Source organism: Pseudomonas sp. EB271-G4-1 (genome assembly GCF_058791355.1).
On record NZ_JBYTEO010000008.1, the window covers coordinates 20,974 to 36,961 of the forward strand.

The window sequence follows — 15,988 nt, forward strand, 5'->3', positions numbered from 1 at the left end:
CAACACCCTCTGTACCCCCCGTCCTACCCACTTCCCCTTACCTTATCTCCCCACTCATAATGCACACCGCTGGTTCCTCAACTGATTGAAATGGAAACCGAAGGTGGTGCGTTGATGAAGATGGTTGCAGTCAAGGGAAAGCTCCTAGACCTAAGAAATTCTGTCCTGACTGAAGGCAAGTATCGGGAGCAGTTCTTGTCCCAACCTGAAGCTCAACATCTCGAAGTGAAGGTCACCGGGTGCGTGTTGATAGGGAGTGGCGAGCAACTCCAACCCCTGACCTCGGAATATCTCTGCCGCAACTACCGGAATAACCTACTGGCTGATGCCAGCACCAAGTCCTACGCGTACCGTATTGGGTACCTTCTGGATGACCTGAAGACCCAGGTGGAGTTTGAGAGCAGTGACCGAGACGAAGCGTTGTTGAGCGTCACTATAGGTAGGCTTGAGAGTTATCTGGCCGGCCTGAACACTGCAGGCCTTGCGCCCAAAACAATTAAAGGAAGGGACTCAGCCCATCATCACCTGTTCACAACGTTTCTATGCAAGCAGTTTGATGAGAGCCCGGCGCTCCGAGAGGACAATCCCTACGAGACAGGCCTAATTTGGAGTGGCAAAGCAAACACCCTGGGTATCGTTCAACCCTGCAGCATGGATGAGCTGGAGCAGTTGATCCTACACGCTGAATCGGAGCGTGAGCGGTGCCTGATCCAGGCCGTATACGACACTGGAATGCGGGAGTCAGAAGTACCTCGCGTTACGCTGCAGGCGGTACGAGATGCGCTCGACTTTCAGAAGCTGCAGTTCATCACCGCAGGATTGTCTCACGCAAGACCGTTGAAGGCGGAGTACTGCCCGCTCCATATCCAAGGGAGCAAGGGCAGAAAGAATCAGATCAAGCCGCGTGTGACGCTGGTCAGCCGGACGACGCTGGAACGCATCGAGAACTACCACAGGACTCCTCTATACCGGCGCTCTGCTAATCGATACCCGACTCCAGAAGAAACACCCGCGTTCTTCAACTCACATGGTGAGCCCTACAAGACCAAGAGCATCGAGAAGCTCTTTGACCGCGTCGCCAAGCGGGCCAGGAATGCGAGGAAAACCAGGCGGCTCATCTCGCCGCACAAGCTGCGCCACGGCGGCGCATACGCGATTCTCAACAGCCCTGACCTAGGCAATGATTACGTCGATCGTCTCGTTACGCTCACGAAGTCGTATGGGCACAATCGGGAGACGACATCTGAGGGTTACACGCTGATCCCTCATGATTTGTATAAAAAGCTCGCCGACCCTAATTCCGTGGAAAAGACCAAAGCCAGCGAGATGGAACTACTCCGTGAAAGAACTACCAAGCGAATCCGTACAGGAGACAAAAAATGAAATATGAATCTCCTGAAGGCGAACTTACAGAGGCCGCCCAAGAGCCGATAAAGCGCAAGAAGCGCTTGGAGGCCGATATCACGAAAGAGATCGACTCGTGGGCCGAAAAGATCAAATCCAGCCGGTCAAGCCTTCTTAATGTGCAGCTTAATCAAAAGGGCGAGCCGGCTATCGCACCCACTTATTTAGAGACCCAGCTGGACACATCCTATGGCGTCTTCAAAACGAGAACCGCAATCCTAAATTCAGTCATCCAAAGAATGATTGATGAGGAAATTATTATCCCCGGGCATAATTCGATTGCCAATGAATGGCGTCGCAAGCTGCTGTGCTGGTATGAAGGTATGACGGATGCCGAGAAGCAAGCCATCCCGATTGTAAGCAATACCATTTCAGTCCGCAGATGCCTCCAGAATGTACCGGGAATGGGAAATCTCAAGTGGGCACGTTTGAATATCCCACTTGTAGAGCAAACCTTCAGCGACATCTTGTTAGATCTAGAAAAACGCGGTGTCGTAGACGCCAATTACAAAACAGTTGCTGAGCGAAATCTTGAGATCGACGAAAAGAAAGAGCAATTCCCAAAAGGTGAGACTTGGGAAAAGCAGCTGAATACGCTGCGATCAATCCCGCTCTCGCATGTCGAAGACCTGGTACCGGTTGACCCCGCACGCCCATTCATTCAAATCTTCCACATGTTTGCCGCAGCATCGATGGCTACCAGGTCTGAGTCTGGGCAGCGCAATTTTGTCGAAGGCTTCAGGTATGTCAGTCAACACTTGCAAGAAGTTGGCTACACCGGCACTGAGCATGCATTGCAATGCATCACGCCAAACTACTTGACTCGGCTTCGAAACTACATGGTAGAGCAACTTAGCATTGGGGCAACGACATCGCATATAGCTGACAATGCCATTTCATGCACACGCAAAATGTTAAAGCGCTCGTTGAAAATCAAAGGAATTGGCTTCAGTAGTTTTGTGGACACTCAAGGGTTCGAAACAAGCAGAAGCACCGATGAGTATCGCCCCTATACTTCTCCAGAGCGAATCAGAATCAAAGAGGCCTGCGAGTTAGAAATCCAGGAAACCAATCGACTCGCGGCGGATTACCAGCAGTTTAATGGCGGCTGCGACCCCGTCAATGCTAAAGGTCATATTCAGAGCGGCCTTGGCACACTAGAAAATGCCAGATGGATTTTTGAAAACAAACTCAACTGCCAACGCCTTAGCCGTGCATTTGCTGACCAAAATAACTTCTACGAGAAAGCTTTTTGCAAAATCCTGGATTATTCAGAATTTGGCATCATCGATATCTATAAGAGCTGGGGTGTCATCTACGAATATACATCCAGATTACTCGCCCCCTATTTAATCCGCTTAGCACAAGTAACAGGACTCAATGCCGACTCTGTGAAATCTCTGGATGTGGATGACTTCATCAAATGCCATGAAATCACCAAGCGGCCCTACCTGCGCTACTGGAAGGAGCGATCAGGCGGAGAAAAACTCTACCACCTTGATCTCATGAATGCTGGCCTTGATCTCATGGATGCTGACGTCACTTGGCTTAGTGTTGCTCAGAGCGTTGAAGTCGAGAAGATCTTCAACGATGTGATCTACTTAACTCGTCACATCCGTGACCGCGCTGCCCCTCCCGTTAGAGAGAAGCTTTTTATTTATGAATCCTTGAAAAGATCCGAGTATCGCGAGATCAAATCGATTGAGAACTCCAACATCATCAACCTGGTGATGAATCGGTTTGCTAAAGATCATAACTTGAAGAAAGACAATGGTGACGACATGGCAATCTCTGCTTCAAGGTTAAGGCCTAGCCTTGTAGCAGAACTGGTCGATCAGGGTGTTTCTCTGCGTGAGATTCAAATGATTCTCGGCCATCGAAGCATCTCCACCACGATCAACTACCTCGACCAGTTAGAGTTCAGCAAAACCGCGCAGAAAGTGGTTGATGAAGCTTTGCTGAAGATACACAAGGAATTCGTGCTGGATGAAGCGAGCAGCGTAAACGCTCCCAAGACCAACATCGATACCCCAAACGACCTCAGCTCCCCAGCAGTCACCATCAGCACTGGACTGGTCGAGTGTCGAAATGTCTACGATCCCCCACCAGAGATCAGGAAATCGCCAAGCTATAAGGAAGGGAACCCATGCTCGCTTCTGAACAAATGCCTTTCCTGCCGAAACAGCATCATTACGGTCTCTAACCTGCCTGACCTGTTCGCTATGCGAAGGGACTATAACGCGATGATGGAGACCAGCGCCGTCGCGCAAACTCCCTATGGGCGAATCATCCGGGAGAACCTAGAAACGCTGAACTCCATCCTGACACCGTCGGCGCAGGGTTTCGATATCGAGCAACTGGAGTATGCCGAGCGACTATCTGAACACATCATTACAAGCACCCTGGTAGAAGGTATGACCCTTTGATGACTTCGCTCGATACCCTTATCTACCAGATTAAACCGGCAAGAGATCAATTCCTGTGCCTACTCAGTGCTCAGAACGTTCTTGCCGAAGGACTTAGTAGCTCCGGCCAACTCAGCCATGGTGAGCCCAGCGTCGGCTACGACCCTGTTGCGATCCACAATGCACTTATGAATCTTCCCGTGAGTAAGCTCAGCGTCATCAGGGACTTGGTATGGGACTTCAATGACGAACCGCATCTTCTGGCGAGAAATATTCAGGGCTCAAAGTCTAGGATTGACTTTGGGAACTACAAAAACCTTAACTCAACGATTCTCTTCGAGTTGAAAATTGCATTCGTCTGCGCACTTCAAATGCCAGGGGCCATTCGAACTGGAGAAAGGCTTAAAACTTTAAAGCCGCACACCATCATCGATATTTTCAAGTCAGTCATCCCGTTCATTGATAAAATGTGTGCTCGCAAACGTTGTGAACAGGGCGATGAATATTTCGAGCTTTCTTACTACAGCCTCGCAGACTTCGGTGAAGATGATTATGCTGTAGAAGCCAAAGTATACGATCGTGCTTTTCGGAACGTCACGAATTTAGGATTCACACTCCTACGCTCACATTTTTTACTCGAAAATCTGTTTGCGAAGCCACTGCCTTTTGTAGAAATGCATACTCTGGAGTGGCCACAAAACAGCATTACTGATCCTAAAATCCGTAAAAAACAAAAACATTTTGACAACCACATCTTTGAGAAATGCTCACGCAAAGCCACTTTCGCGGTTGTCGACTTCCTGAAAGCGTTGAAGGAACCTGTTTGTGACAAAGATGGCCTTGAACGAGTAAAGGTTAGTGGTTACGACGCTGCAGCCATAGCCAAACTCACCAAGAAAAATTTTGACATCTATGTAGCCATTCGTCTGACTTCTAGAGGATATACAGGAAAAGAAATCGAACCGTTCCTTTACTACAGCGACCCAGAATACTGGTCTCTCCAACGTGAAGGAATGTTTAAGGATAAGGAAGCCATCTGCAAATTGACCAAGGCTAAGATGGATGAGGACTTTTATCAGTACATTACACACATCAGCAACAGCGCATATTACATAATCGCTCAATACACTGGCATGAGGCCATCCGAGCTCTCAGGCATAATGGCGCAAGGATGCCTAACGACAAGTGAGTTTGGTCACAATTTAATCCTGAGCACAGTCATTAAAAATCGCGAGGCGTTTGGAAAACTTTTTGGCGATAAATGGGCAGCGATTCCTATCGTCATGGATGCCGTAAGGACACTACAAATACTAAACCGGTTCAAGCAGAACCCGTACTTGATAGCCAATATGAATACCGTGGCCCCTGGGCAACAGGGAAGCGCAAATTCGATCGGAAATTTTGACCACACTTTGTGGGCGTTCCTATCAGAAGTCTTAGATTTCGAAGAACTAGAAACTCTTGATGTCTCCGCTTATACCCTGCGTCACTCCCTGGCGCATCAAATGTTTCGTGCTTCCGTAGGACTTCCTTTCATCTCCTACCAACTGAAGCATTTTGGAAATCTTGTGAGTGGCATTGGGCAAAACCGCCTAAGCGCCGTCACGATTGACTATGGCAATATCGGCTCAGCACTCACCTCCGACGCGGGGCGCGACGCCGCAAATGCCATTCGGCACGATGCCGAAAAAGAATTCATCATGAATGCCTGCGATCCCGATGGCGGCTACGTGGGTGAAAATGCCGGAGCCCATCGGGAGCGATTGAAGAAATACTTCCAAGGCTATCTTGAGGCAGGCTACACCAGAGACGAAATCTTTGATCGGATGGTTGAGCTCGGCTTTGCGATCATCAACGTGGGTCAAGGCTACTGCTATGGCGACGCTACAGAGGACTTCGACGCATCGCTCCCTTGTATCGGTTCGCTTCGGTGCAACCCATATCGCTGCAAAAACGCTGTGGTCACCAAGGCCAATGCACCCAAGTGGCGCGAGATTTATGTGCAAAACACGATTGCAGTCAGAAAGCTCGAGTCGGAGGTCAAGTCATCCGATCAGCTTATTTATGGTGGCTTTGCGAAATCGATTGCGCAGATGAAGGCGGCAATCGCTGAGGCTGAGGCGGTACTGCAAGGATTGGGCGAGGAGTTGGTAGTATGAGCTCTTCTCCATACGATGAAAAGAACGAAGAATTATTTGAGGCAGTAACGCGACAACTTAATGAGGCGCTGCGTAAATTAGAAAAGGATTCTTCACTATCTGCGTCTGTTTCATCGCTGGCCAAGCTATCTGGTGTGCATCGAAATACCATTTATAACCGCAAATGGCCACTAGAGAAACTTAACGTAATCAAAGAAAATCGCGTTCAGCAAAAGAAAGATGACGCTATTATCAAGGCTGGCCAAAAAACACCAGAGGAGCTTCTGGAGCTAAGTCGGCTTGAGGTTATTTATTGGTTCACACAGCTTCAGGACGCTCGCAATAGCAATAACTCGCTGATCAAAAAGCTTAAAGAAACCGAAGCGAGCAGAAATTTCTACATGAAACAATCACGAGAACACTTAGAAAATATCAATAAGCAAACATATGAAATCAGTAAGCTGCAGGACGCGCTCGCCTTGCAGGAAGAAGAACTCACATTCTTGAAGCGAAATCTGTCGCCAGCTAAATGATATTGCGACTTCAGCCCCCCGCCCTCAAGCAAAATCGAGCGGTGGGGGCGGGCACTGCCAAAAAACACATTCCAAAGGCTAATTTAACACCGACTACACCATTAGATACCTAGGTGGGCCCTCAACTAAAAGAAGTGAGATACCTTATCCCCTTGACAATTTTCCCAGTCAGCTTAATTACTTCCTTTGGATCAGTGTAAGCTATTCCATAGTATGTACTTTCCTTTTTGGTAAAGTTGAATCGTAACTGAGTTACGCCGTCCACCACATGCTGATCTCCACATTCGTCAATGACTTCTTCAGGCTCCCACATATAGCACTCAGGTCGAGTCAAGCACCAACGGAGAGCTTGGCAAGCAAATAGAATCCTTCGCAGGTATGGATACGCAGAAATCCGCGCCTTCTGTCTAGCCAAATCATTAAGTAACGAATACCCCTGCTCTACTACTATCAAGTCTCTTTTATCGATTTTTCTGATGGCTTCGGGATATGTGCGGATGACTCTATAGGTTTCAGCCAGTTCATTTATAAAGGTACCGATTCCATTAACTACCTTTACGTCAATCAGCGGGCCAGCACCTATAGTAAGAATTCGTTCAATGTCGATTGTTGAGAGTAAGCTTTCAATTGCATCAATCGCTTCTTGAGAGAGAGGTGTTTCAGCGGGATCAATTTCATCCTTGAATCTTCTAACTTCCCGATCAAGACCATTAATATCTAAACCATCCAGATGAAAGTTTTGACCGACTGGTATTGACACCTGCCACTTCCACAGCAGGAATGTGCTTTGACCAAGGTAGCTCCTGATTTCATCCCAACCTAGTATGTGCAGCTCTGGCAATGCAACAGAAGGAAGGCAGGGAAAAGGTGTGGAGTCATCACGCTCTGCTTTCGCCTTGGTATTTTTCTTTTCCACCCAATCAGACAATGACTTTTTGACATCCGAATGACTAATCAAGAAAAAATAGTGCGAAACGTCCTTTTCGTACTCCATGAGCAGCTTAAGCTCACGCTGAAGCGTGGTTGTAGTTATGTCAACCTGCCTCTTACACTGCGCCACAGCCATAGTGGCCGGATCTCTTACATCAACACCATACTGCTTGTCCCCGGTAGTCCCATACGCGTGCACGCGATTGTGCAACTTACTTAATATTTTAATATTTCGCGCCTTGAGGATAAACTCAAAGACGTCTACGCATAACCTTTCAAATTCCTTATGGTCTACTGGTGGCTGGAACTTACTCAACCTATTTTCTACTGACGATGAGAGCCCACTCATTTCCGCTCCTAGACATCAAAACACAAAGCCGAATCATTCAGCTCAACGGTCAAAATTCCTGCCCCAATAGATCTGGAGAAGACAAGCTGCAGGCTTAGGACAATACGCTTCAATTTCTGATAAGCGCTGCCCGGAACGGAATGATGGCACAAGCGCGTCCCCCAAAAAAGATTTGTGCCACTATCATTCAGGAGGGGGAATTTTCGATAGTTTACATGCCCTAGGCTGTTTGCTCAGGAGCAAAATAGAGATCGATTGATATGCTTCCGCACAGTACGTGCGATGGGCTCTAGAAGGGTCAGCGTCGTGGGTAGATGATTTTAGAATCATCCATCAAGTCATCGACATACACCAAAGGTACGGACGAGCGAACACGCCCAGAGATTCTCTGGCTACGTCCTGTGGAGATTTAGGATCTGGTCAAATAACCATCAGCCTCCATCCCGCCTACCCGCTTGCCACTCTGAGGACATGAAGATCTCGTGAATCCGCTCCGGGGTGGCTCCGCAGAAATCGGCTTTGCTGCGATACGCCCCGCCCGCCGTATATTCTGGGCGGTGCATTGATTCTTATTGGCCAGCTCTACCAGACGCAGTTCGTGGAGCTTTCCATCAGCGCACCGGGTAGCAGACGTTGATAAGAGATAGCGCTTCACCTAATCTACCTGCGTGGCAGCCACTGAACGGTCGTCTGCAGAGGGCGCAGCGTTCCTCCGCTCCGTTGGTAGGCTGCGGGGTTTGGTGTACAATGCCCTATGAATCAGGAGGATTTATGACTGCTTTCCTCAAAAGCCTTATGGGCAAAAACGACCTTGTGTCCAAAGTCTTGAAACGCCACAGCTCTAAAAAGGCTGTGAGTGCCTTTGCGCGCGGTCTGAGCACAGAGAGTGCAGCCACCATCAACGCTCGCTTCGCGAAGGTCAAGCGTGTGGCTTCTCGATAGGATGCGTAAGAAAGGCCCCAAAAAAGCGCCTCCCAAGCCCTTCCTACCCAAGCCCTCCGCCAACGACGACGAGTCGGTGGTGGAGCACAATGTCATGTACGAAAAGCTGGTCGAGAACCCCGATGACATCGTGGGGCAGCTCGCCTATTGTATGTACAAGCAGAGCAAGCAGCAGTATCTCCAGCAATTCGCGTCGCGAAACAAAAGGCAGCCCAGCGACGCGGAAGTCCGCAACCACGTCCATTGTGCAGAATTACCTGCCGTGGATATGTACAAAGACACCGCCAACAACCTGTTCAACGATTATCTGGCTCAGGCTATCCAGGACAAGCTGGATGAGATGGAGGAGCAGTACAAGGCTGAGCTTTGGCTTTTCATCAAGCGGCACAAGCCTGAGTCGAAATTCGAGCAGTTCTTACATGGCTCCAAAGCGCTGTTCTTTGGAGGCATCGGCGGTGTCGTAGGCAATGCACTCACGACCCTTATCGTCATCCTTGTTCTGTTCGGGGCGGCGTCCAGCGTCACCCGCGACGACTTCGCACAGAGTACGAAGGAACGGATCATTTCCGGTTTGGCCGAAACCTTCGGCGTCGGCATCTTGATCAGACCCGCCCCGAAAGCCGACCTGCCAGTCGAGTCGGCGTCAGCATCGACGCCAGTAACCTCAACCCGCTAAGCAGCCGCCTGGCTGCTGCAACGCCCCGGCTAAATACTCTCGCAGCCCTGAGCCCTCTCCGAGAGGGCTTTATCGATGGGGCGGTACTCCACTGCTTTGATAGAGTGCTGAACGAGGCTTGCGTTTACATACGCAATGCGAGGGGGGTCAGATTGTCTCGGCCCCCGCACTCCATGGCTGCCGTCGAACTCCCACTGCAATGCCGTTTCTACGCAGACGACATGCGAGAACAGGGTGATGTTACTTCCCGAGGGATCCTGAACCGACTTGAAGATGACGCCATCGATACGAGGCTCTACGCAGGTGGCCAGGTATTCGGCGATGAACTGAGATACCAGATAATTTCTCTCCGATCCTGGGAGCACTGGTGCGGTGATCTTATCGTGCAGGTACTTGAGGAATTCCCTGCGCCCGGACTTTCGGAAGTAGTCGGGATCGAAGACGCTCGGCTCGAGCCCAAGATCGGCATTTTCGAATCGTTCGAAGTCCAGCACGCTAACCGATTTGTTCAATCTGAACTCCCCGCTGACGACAGTCCCACCTACCGGAGGTCGAAGTTCAGCCACGCAGGTTATTCGCTTGAAGGCACCATAAAATGCCGGTACGCCATTGGGGTTCATTCGCCCCTCGCCTGCCAGCGCCTTAGGCGGCGCCGCGAGCTTGGTCGCGGGATCGGCGCTGATTTCATCAACGCTTGACGACGTCATGCAGGTGCGGGCGCGGTAAATTGGTGGAGCGTTTTCAGGAGTCAGCACGCGCACCACAGACAGAGCCTCTGACTCTTCTGAGTACTTATGCAGCCCTTCGAATAGCCAGTCTAAGTATTCTCTGGCTTGCTGATTGAAAAAGCGACTGCCGTGCTTTACACCTTCCTCAAACTCTCCCCATTTCAAGCCAATATGATCATGTGTGGAAGACCTCTTCAGGTATTCGTCGTCGCGCCGGAAGGACGTCAGGTTGCTGCAAACCGCGCCCACGATTGGCTCACTAGCTGAACAACCAAACATCGAGATGATCCAGTGCTCGATGTTATCGCCATGCGTTACGAAGAAGTCGCCGTCGCCACCAACGTGACGGTGAGTTCCTACACAAACGTGTTTACCGAGGGCGTCCTCCACGCAGGTAACGATCTCGCTGAGCGGTGAGCACGTACGCGTCGAGTTACAGAGCCCACACACAACGGCGCTACCTTTGAGCCGGATCTGCTCGCCAAGAAAAGAATCGAATGCACACTCGGAACACACATTTACATTTTCAGCCATCGCGTGCTCATCGTCCTTTTGCATAATGGTGGCAAAGTACAAGTACGTGGAAGCTCGGCATGATCGCTGATGATCATCCGCAGACCAACACCTGATTTGCCGATCCGTTGCGTGAGCTTCCACGCACAGCGACACCCCTCCATGAACGTCACAGGACAGGACATCGTATTAGCAGCGTCAAGGAACACTTCTTCGAGTTGCAACAGCAAGGCTGCATTGAGGGGATCAAACAGGTATATGGAATCGACATCGACAAGGATGATGAGCGCTGGGCGGAGCTGGCCGCCGAGTACTCAGCCATGCTTGACGGAGAAGAGGAAGAAGCTGAGTTCCAATGGCTGAACCGGCATACGCATAGCGAGTTTTTCCTCAACTTTCCCGAAGACCTTGCGACCGCATCCAGCCTATTGACGCTTGGCGATAGTGAGCAGCACACCGATACACTGAACAAGCTTGTGTATGCCCATGCCGTGACCTTGATGGAGGCGCTTATCAGTTCTGTCGTTTGCAAGCTCGTCGTTAGTGACAAGGGGCTGCTGATCAATCTGGTGGCTGGGTACCGGAAGCTGAGTACGCGCACGATCAACCTCAAGGAGGTTGCCGAGCAGCCCAAGCTCGTGGAGAGCATCGTCCTCACCACACTGAAGGAGCTGACGCTGCACAACGTCGGAACGGTGAAAGAGGTGCTGGGTGCGATGTTTGGCAAACACATGGACAGCTTGGAGGTGGGCGAGATCGGTCGCATCTGCAGCAAGCGCCATGACATCGTCCACCGCAATGGTAAGACTGTCGACGATCAGCCGATCGAGCTCACTACGGAAGAGGTTAAACAGGCAATACGCACCATTCGTGAATTTGCTGAAGAGCTGAAATCCAGGATCGATAATGCCGCCTGCGAACGAGAGTCCGCTGATTTCTAGATGGCGCACCAGTGGACGCTGACCGTGTGCAAATCAGGGTGTGAGTAAGTGTAAAGGGTTCGGTGGCAGCGGGCCGCTGATTTCCGGAGGCTGGTTAGGAGACCCCACGAAAGGAAGCCGTATGTTCACCCATGAAATCGCACAGCCCACCGACACCATGCTCCTGACCGAGATCCTCGACATGGAGAACGGCGAAAACGTCGACCTGCAGGTTTTCCTGAGCCGCGAGCTGAGCCTGGTCATCAAAGACCGGGGCGAGCTGGCCAGCAGGTATGCACGCAATCCCGAAGAACCCTGGCTGGTCTGCCAGTTATGCTCGGCGCCGGTCATCCTGGTACGCACCAAAGGTCGGCGTTTTCACTTCCGCCACCACCCGCGAGAGGAGGTCGAGCAGAAGTGTTCGATTTCCACGCGTGGCCAACTCAGTGCTGAGCAGATCAACTGCATTAAGTACAACGCAGCCAAGGAAAGCTCTGCTCACCTCAGGCTCAAGAGCATCATTCGAGACAGCTTGATTGCCGATGAAAACTGCAGCGAGCCGCAAGTGGAAGCTGTCTGGAAGGGCATGCGGCTTGCTGACCGAGCGCAGTGGCGCAAGCCGGATGTGCAGGTAGAACACGCCGGCCAGCGACTGGCATTCGAGGTGCAGCTCTCGACCACCTATCTAACCGAGATCGTAGGCCGGCGCGAATTCTACCGAATGAACAACGGCGGCATGGTCTGGGTATTCCAGAGCTTCGATCCAAGCATCACTCGAACCTCCGAGGAAGACATCTTCTACCTGAACAACCACAACGTCTTCATCGTGAATGAGGCAACACTGGAGCGATCGCGACACGCGAAACACATGGCCATGGATTGCTGGTATGCGGTACCGCACCTGAGGGGCAAGACGATCATCAACGAGTGGGTGATGGAGGAGGTTTTCCTCTACCAGCTAACTGTAGATACCAAGGCACAGAAGGTGTTCTTCAAGGACTACGATGCCATTCGTGCCGAGTTGGAAAGCTCATTGGATATCTCGAAAGCCCGCCAGGCGTTTTATGACTTCTGGTTCGAACATGCCCCAAATGATTGCCGGGAAACGGATGCCGCCTGGGTTATTCTGCGGGAAAAGATGCGCGTTGCTTTACCGCGCTTGCACCTGCCAACGGACTACCGCACGGGCAAATTTCATGGAGCGATTTCACTGATGCTGAGCGCCCGCTTTGGCCGGCCTGTCGGTTACAACCTGCCGCGCTTACTGAACGTTGCCAACACTGCGTTCGACCACTACAAGCAGTACCTCTACCCGTTTGGCTGGGCGCTCAAACTATGCGATACCGAGCATCTGCTGAAGGAGCAGGACACCAAAGGTACGTGGCTTCGGCGCATTGAGGTCATCAAGGACGGTATGAGGAATCATGACGAGGCGTTCCGGCAAGATCCCAGCCTCAACCGACTGATCGCATTCCTCGTTCCCGAGATTACCGAGAAGCTCGCCCAAGCCAGGGATTGGTAACCCGCGAAGAGCACTGCGAACCGGGGGCGCATGGAAGGGTTCTAGAGTATCTTGGCCGAACGTCGACTTCGCTGCCGCATCCTGCGGGGGAAGCGTTATGATAGATGGTTGCCGATAGCCTGCGAGCGCTCTGCAGCGTGATCCTCGTCAAGCAGCTTGACGGGGGCGCTCCAGCCCAAAACCTGGGCGGTTGCCGAAGTAATTTCCACTTTCTGTGTTGACATAGTGACCCTCGTTGCTCAAGAATGATCACGAGGGCTCAATAAGAGCAGGGCTGATCTGGATCATGGCGATATTGGCAGATCAGTGTGGATTGCGCAGGTCGCCACCTGTGCGGTAGCGGTAACCGGCAACAATGGTTAGCTTCCGACCCCTTTCAGGCAGCTCTGCCTGGACGTGCTAAGCAAGCGCTGCGACTACCAGCCCTCAATGAATTCTCTAAAAAGGCGCCTACGGCGCCTTTTTTGCTTTCAGCGTGCCGACCTTCATCGCGCTCTGCTTCTTCAGAACCTTGTAAGCGGTCACTACAGAATAGAAATTCTCGCCTTCGGCATCCAGCTGTGGGGAGAGGATCACAACCCCCTTCGCGCCCCTCACAATCGTCAAACGGTAACCATCACGGGTTTGATACCCCTCGCAAAGAATCTGCGCCCCCTGCGACAGAATTGCCGCTACGAAAGCCGGGACATCTTCGATCTTCGGGCAGCCAGCACCGACCAGTTCATGACCGTGACCTTCCCAGATATGGCGAACACCAAAGCCTTTACTGAAACCATGATGCTTGCCTACCCGCAGGTAGATCTCGCCACCGGGCAACGTGAGGTTACGACTACTGTAGGGTTCGATATAGCCATAGCTGAGCAAACCAGTGACTGGGTGCGGTACGCAAACCTCTTTGTCCAGGGTCGCGTAATCAAACAGCGGCACAAGGGGCATCAATGCTGACAAGTGTTCTTCATCCAGTGGTGGCTAGTCCCTGAGGGCGTCGCCATTCTGCCACAGATTTTAATGGTCATTCTGACCGCCCTGCCCTGCTCTGCCAGACCTTACAACGACCTCGGGTTGGCGACGCTGGGGGTAGGTGTCACTACCTTAAGCCAAAGCTCTATTACAGCACTATCGCGGCTTTTTAGAGGCTTTGTCCTGCCGCCAATGGGTATCACCCTCGACTTCACGCGCAGCCCCAGAGGAGAGCATCAAGGTTTGCACAGGGTAAATATCCATGAAATTAGGGACGCGGGCGAAGTCCTGCGTGGTTTCAGCCCACTGGTAACCATTTTCCAAGGGGTAATAGTTCACGGCGTGCATGAGCACGCCCGCCACAGTTGTACCGGACGCATCGTAGTTCGCGATGTTGTCGATGTTTTTCGCTCTTCTCATCTCCTCAATCGCAATGCCATCGCGGGTTTCATAGAACACGTGAACGACTCCAGGTTTGTCCGGTGGAATCTGAGTCACCGCGTCGTTGATTAGGCTTTTGAAGTGCTTCGAACGTAGCCCGAGCGATATCTCATGATCACAGCGCCACTGAGCAGCCACGCAGTTAGCAACGTCCTGGACAAAGATGTTGAGAATGCTATCGGGAGTGCCGGCGCGCACGATGCTTTCTGCGATCGTTGCAATGCTGCGCTTTTCATTGCTGTCTACGTCACCGAACACCAAAAACTCATGCTGTGGGCAGTTGGGTCGGACTGAGAAGCGACGGTAATGACGCTCAAGAGGCCCCCGATCAACCCAGCGCAATTCGACACTGATCGATCCGTTTCTTACCCGGCCTCCGCCCTTCTGAAGTACCAAATCCACAACCCTGATCACTTCCTCTGCCGACGCATGTTTGACCTGGTCATGGAAAGTGATATCAACAATGCTCCATGGCGCGACCCTCAACATGTGAAGGCTCAGTACCGCCCAGATTTGAGCCCAAGCATTCCGCTCATCCAGCGAGTATCTAGTTTGCTGAGCAGCTCGCTTGCACTCGACATAAAAGCCTTCTTCACCTGTTTGAACGAGTAGATCGGGTGTCTTCTTGGTCTTTCCGTCCGGCCAGGTGATGCTCAGTTCCGGAAGAAAGGAAACCTTGTATCCATTTTTCAGGTAGAACGAGGCGGTCAACAGCTCAAAGAGCTGGGTGTCGGGCTGGTTGTTGTTCGCCAACATTTTGTCCATAACGCTATCTACGTTCGGAATGTTGCGGACTTGCTCAGCGACAGAGCCAATCGCCAGGGCATAAGGATAAACGCGCTTACTGCTATAGGCGGAATCGCTTTGCTGCACGTCATAGGCCAGCTCGCATGCCAAGATGTACCAGTCCACATCACCGTCTTCAGGCTCGAAGAGCTGAGGCTCGATCGGAAGTGCAAGATTCAGGTTATATTCCTTCTCACGTACGCGCGCCTCATAGGCAGCCTTGCGCTTAGCCCAGGCCTGCTCGCCAAGCCTGTCGACCAGCAGCCTGTAGAACGCCTTGATACGCGAGTACTCCATTTGACGAATCAGATCCATAGTCGTTTCCTCCATGCATTGCACGGAGGGTAAGCGCTGCACAATCAAACTGCCACCAGCCTTTGCAGGCCAATCTCCATGGCCGAGCACGCCTCCAACAATGGCTCTATTTCCTTGCCTCGCCAGATGAGCAAGGAGTGCAGAAACAACAAAGCCCAGTTGTGAGGCCGGGCTTTGTAGATGGGGTACAACGGAAACGTTACGAGGTCTTGCGACGAACGAAGATCGAGTGGGTCACCTGAGCCTTTCACCACCCGCGAAGTTGGGGTTGTGGGCTTGCCCGTACACGAACGTGCTGCTGGTACGATCCCAGCGGGACACTTTCACATCGTAGACCTCAAAACCTACAGGCCGAACTCGAATTGGTCATAGTCGGCCTTTTGGCTCTCGAAGATCTCTGCATCGCTGACCGAGATCGCCAACGAG

12 protein-coding genes are annotated in these 15,988 nt (G+C 51.6%); 8 read left to right on the forward strand and 4 right to left on the reverse strand.

All coding sequences use genetic code 11. From position 1 onward, the window contains the following. Nucleotides 1-90 precede the first annotated feature (90 nt). The 4 genes from AC3WWR_RS06040 to AC3WWR_RS06055 are packed head-to-tail and all read left to right on the forward strand — an operon-like array spanning nt 91 to nt 6,480. The gene (locus AC3WWR_RS06040; protein ID WP_256586034.1) at nt 91-1,383 is read left to right on the forward strand and encodes a tyrosine-type recombinase/integrase; all 1,293 of its coding nucleotides are present in this window, start codon (nt 91-93) and stop codon (nt 1,381-1,383) included. Further along, complete coding sequence (locus AC3WWR_RS06045; protein WP_020797626.1) at nt 1,380-3,830, forward strand: tyrosine-type recombinase/integrase; 2,451 nt, start codon at nt 1,380-1,382, stop codon at nt 3,828-3,830. Before AC3WWR_RS06040 ends, AC3WWR_RS06045 begins: the two co-directional genes overlap by 4 nt. Continuing rightward, nucleotides 3,830-5,968, forward strand: a complete 2,139-nt coding sequence (locus AC3WWR_RS06050; protein WP_020797627.1) for a site-specific integrase — start codon at nt 3,830-3,832, stop codon at nt 5,966-5,968. Before AC3WWR_RS06045 ends, AC3WWR_RS06050 begins: the two co-directional genes overlap by 1 nt. Then, nucleotides 5,965-6,480, forward strand: a complete 516-nt coding sequence (locus tag AC3WWR_RS06055; RefSeq protein WP_020797628.1) for a hypothetical protein — start codon at nt 5,965-5,967, stop codon at nt 6,478-6,480. The genes AC3WWR_RS06050 and AC3WWR_RS06055 overlap by 4 nt, the downstream gene beginning before the upstream one ends. A gap of 121 nt (nt 6,481-6,601) precedes the next feature. Here AC3WWR_RS06055 and AC3WWR_RS06060 read toward each other — a convergent pair whose 3' ends face one another. Continuing rightward, entirely contained in the window at nt 6,602-7,759 is a 1,158-nt protein-coding gene (locus tag AC3WWR_RS06060; RefSeq protein WP_020797629.1) for a hypothetical protein, read from the reverse strand. A 771-nt stretch (nt 7,760-8,530) separates the two neighbouring features. Between AC3WWR_RS06060 and AC3WWR_RS06065 the strand changes: the two genes are divergently transcribed. Beyond that, a complete protein-coding gene (locus AC3WWR_RS06065) occupies nt 8,531-8,701 on the forward strand; it encodes a hypothetical protein (protein WP_020797630.1) in 171 nt (56 codons plus the stop codon). A gap of 1 nt (nt 8,702) precedes the next feature. Then, nucleotides 8,703-9,377 (forward strand): hypothetical protein, encoded by a 675-nt coding sequence (locus tag AC3WWR_RS06070; protein ID WP_256228281.1) that lies wholly within the window; start codon nt 8,703-8,705, stop codon nt 9,375-9,377. 29 nt (nt 9,378-9,406) lie between these two features. On the opposite strand, the gene AC3WWR_RS06075 is transcribed toward AC3WWR_RS06070, so the two are convergent. Beyond that, nucleotides 9,407-10,639 carry an RES family NAD+ phosphorylase gene (locus tag AC3WWR_RS06075; RefSeq protein ID WP_219736431.1) on the reverse strand — a complete coding sequence of 411 codons (1,233 nt, stop codon included), beginning with the start codon at nt 10,637-10,639 and terminating at the stop codon, nt 9,407-9,409. Nucleotides 10,640-10,836: 197 nt separating this feature from the next. On the opposite strand from AC3WWR_RS06075, the gene AC3WWR_RS06080 reads away from it, so the two are divergent. Next, a complete protein-coding gene (locus tag AC3WWR_RS06080; protein WP_020797633.1) occupies nt 10,837-11,559 on the forward strand; it encodes a HEPN domain-containing protein in 723 nt (240 codons plus the stop codon). Nucleotides 11,560-11,680: 121 nt separating this feature from the next. Next, a complete protein-coding gene (locus AC3WWR_RS06085; protein ID WP_020797634.1) occupies nt 11,681-13,060 on the forward strand; it encodes a DUF6035 family protein in 1,380 nt (459 codons plus the stop codon). Nucleotides 13,061-13,510: 450 nt separating this feature from the next. On the opposite strand, the gene AC3WWR_RS06090 is transcribed toward AC3WWR_RS06085, so the two are convergent. Both AC3WWR_RS06090 and AC3WWR_RS06095 read right to left on the reverse strand, forming a co-directional pair. After that, nucleotides 13,511-14,008, reverse strand: a complete 498-nt coding sequence (locus AC3WWR_RS06090) for a hypothetical protein (protein WP_256228284.1) — start codon at nt 14,006-14,008, stop codon at nt 13,511-13,513. A 168-nt stretch (nt 14,009-14,176) separates the two neighbouring features. Further along, complete coding sequence (locus tag AC3WWR_RS06095; protein WP_020797636.1) at nt 14,177-15,562, reverse strand: hypothetical protein; 1,386 nt, start codon at nt 15,560-15,562, stop codon at nt 14,177-14,179. Nucleotides 15,563-15,988: the final 426 nt, after the last annotated feature.

Excerpts from the sequence above, each read along its gene's own strand:
- AC3WWR_RS06060 (WP_020797629.1), bottom strand. The coding sequence starts at position 7,759 with ATGAGTGGGCTCTCATCGTCAGTAGAAAATAGGTTGAGTAAGTTCCAG.
- AC3WWR_RS06095 (WP_020797636.1), bottom strand. The coding sequence starts at position 15,562 with ATGGATCTGATTCGTCAAATGGAGTACTCGCGTATCAAGGCGTTCTAC.
- AC3WWR_RS06045 (WP_020797626.1), top strand. The coding sequence starts at position 1,380 with ATGAAATATGAATCTCCTGAAGGCGAACTTACAGAGGCCGCCCAAGAG.
- AC3WWR_RS06055 (WP_020797628.1), top strand. The coding sequence starts at position 5,965 with ATGAGCTCTTCTCCATACGATGAAAAGAACGAAGAATTATTTGAGGCA.
- AC3WWR_RS06065 (WP_020797630.1), top strand. The coding sequence starts at position 8,531 with ATGACTGCTTTCCTCAAAAGCCTTATGGGCAAAAACGACCTTGTGTCC.
- AC3WWR_RS06085 (WP_020797634.1), top strand. The coding sequence starts at position 11,681 with ATGTTCACCCATGAAATCGCACAGCCCACCGACACCATGCTCCTGACC.
- AC3WWR_RS06075 (WP_219736431.1), bottom strand. The coding sequence starts at position 10,639 with ATGGCTGAAAATGTAAATGTGTGTTCCGAGTGTGCATTCGATTCTTTT.
- AC3WWR_RS06070 (WP_256228281.1), top strand. The coding sequence starts at position 8,703 with ATGCGTAAGAAAGGCCCCAAAAAAGCGCCTCCCAAGCCCTTCCTACCC.
- AC3WWR_RS06050 (WP_020797627.1), top strand. The coding sequence starts at position 3,830 with ATGACTTCGCTCGATACCCTTATCTACCAGATTAAACCGGCAAGAGAT.
- AC3WWR_RS06040 (WP_256586034.1), top strand. The coding sequence starts at position 91 with ATGGAAACCGAAGGTGGTGCGTTGATGAAGATGGTTGCAGTCAAGGGA.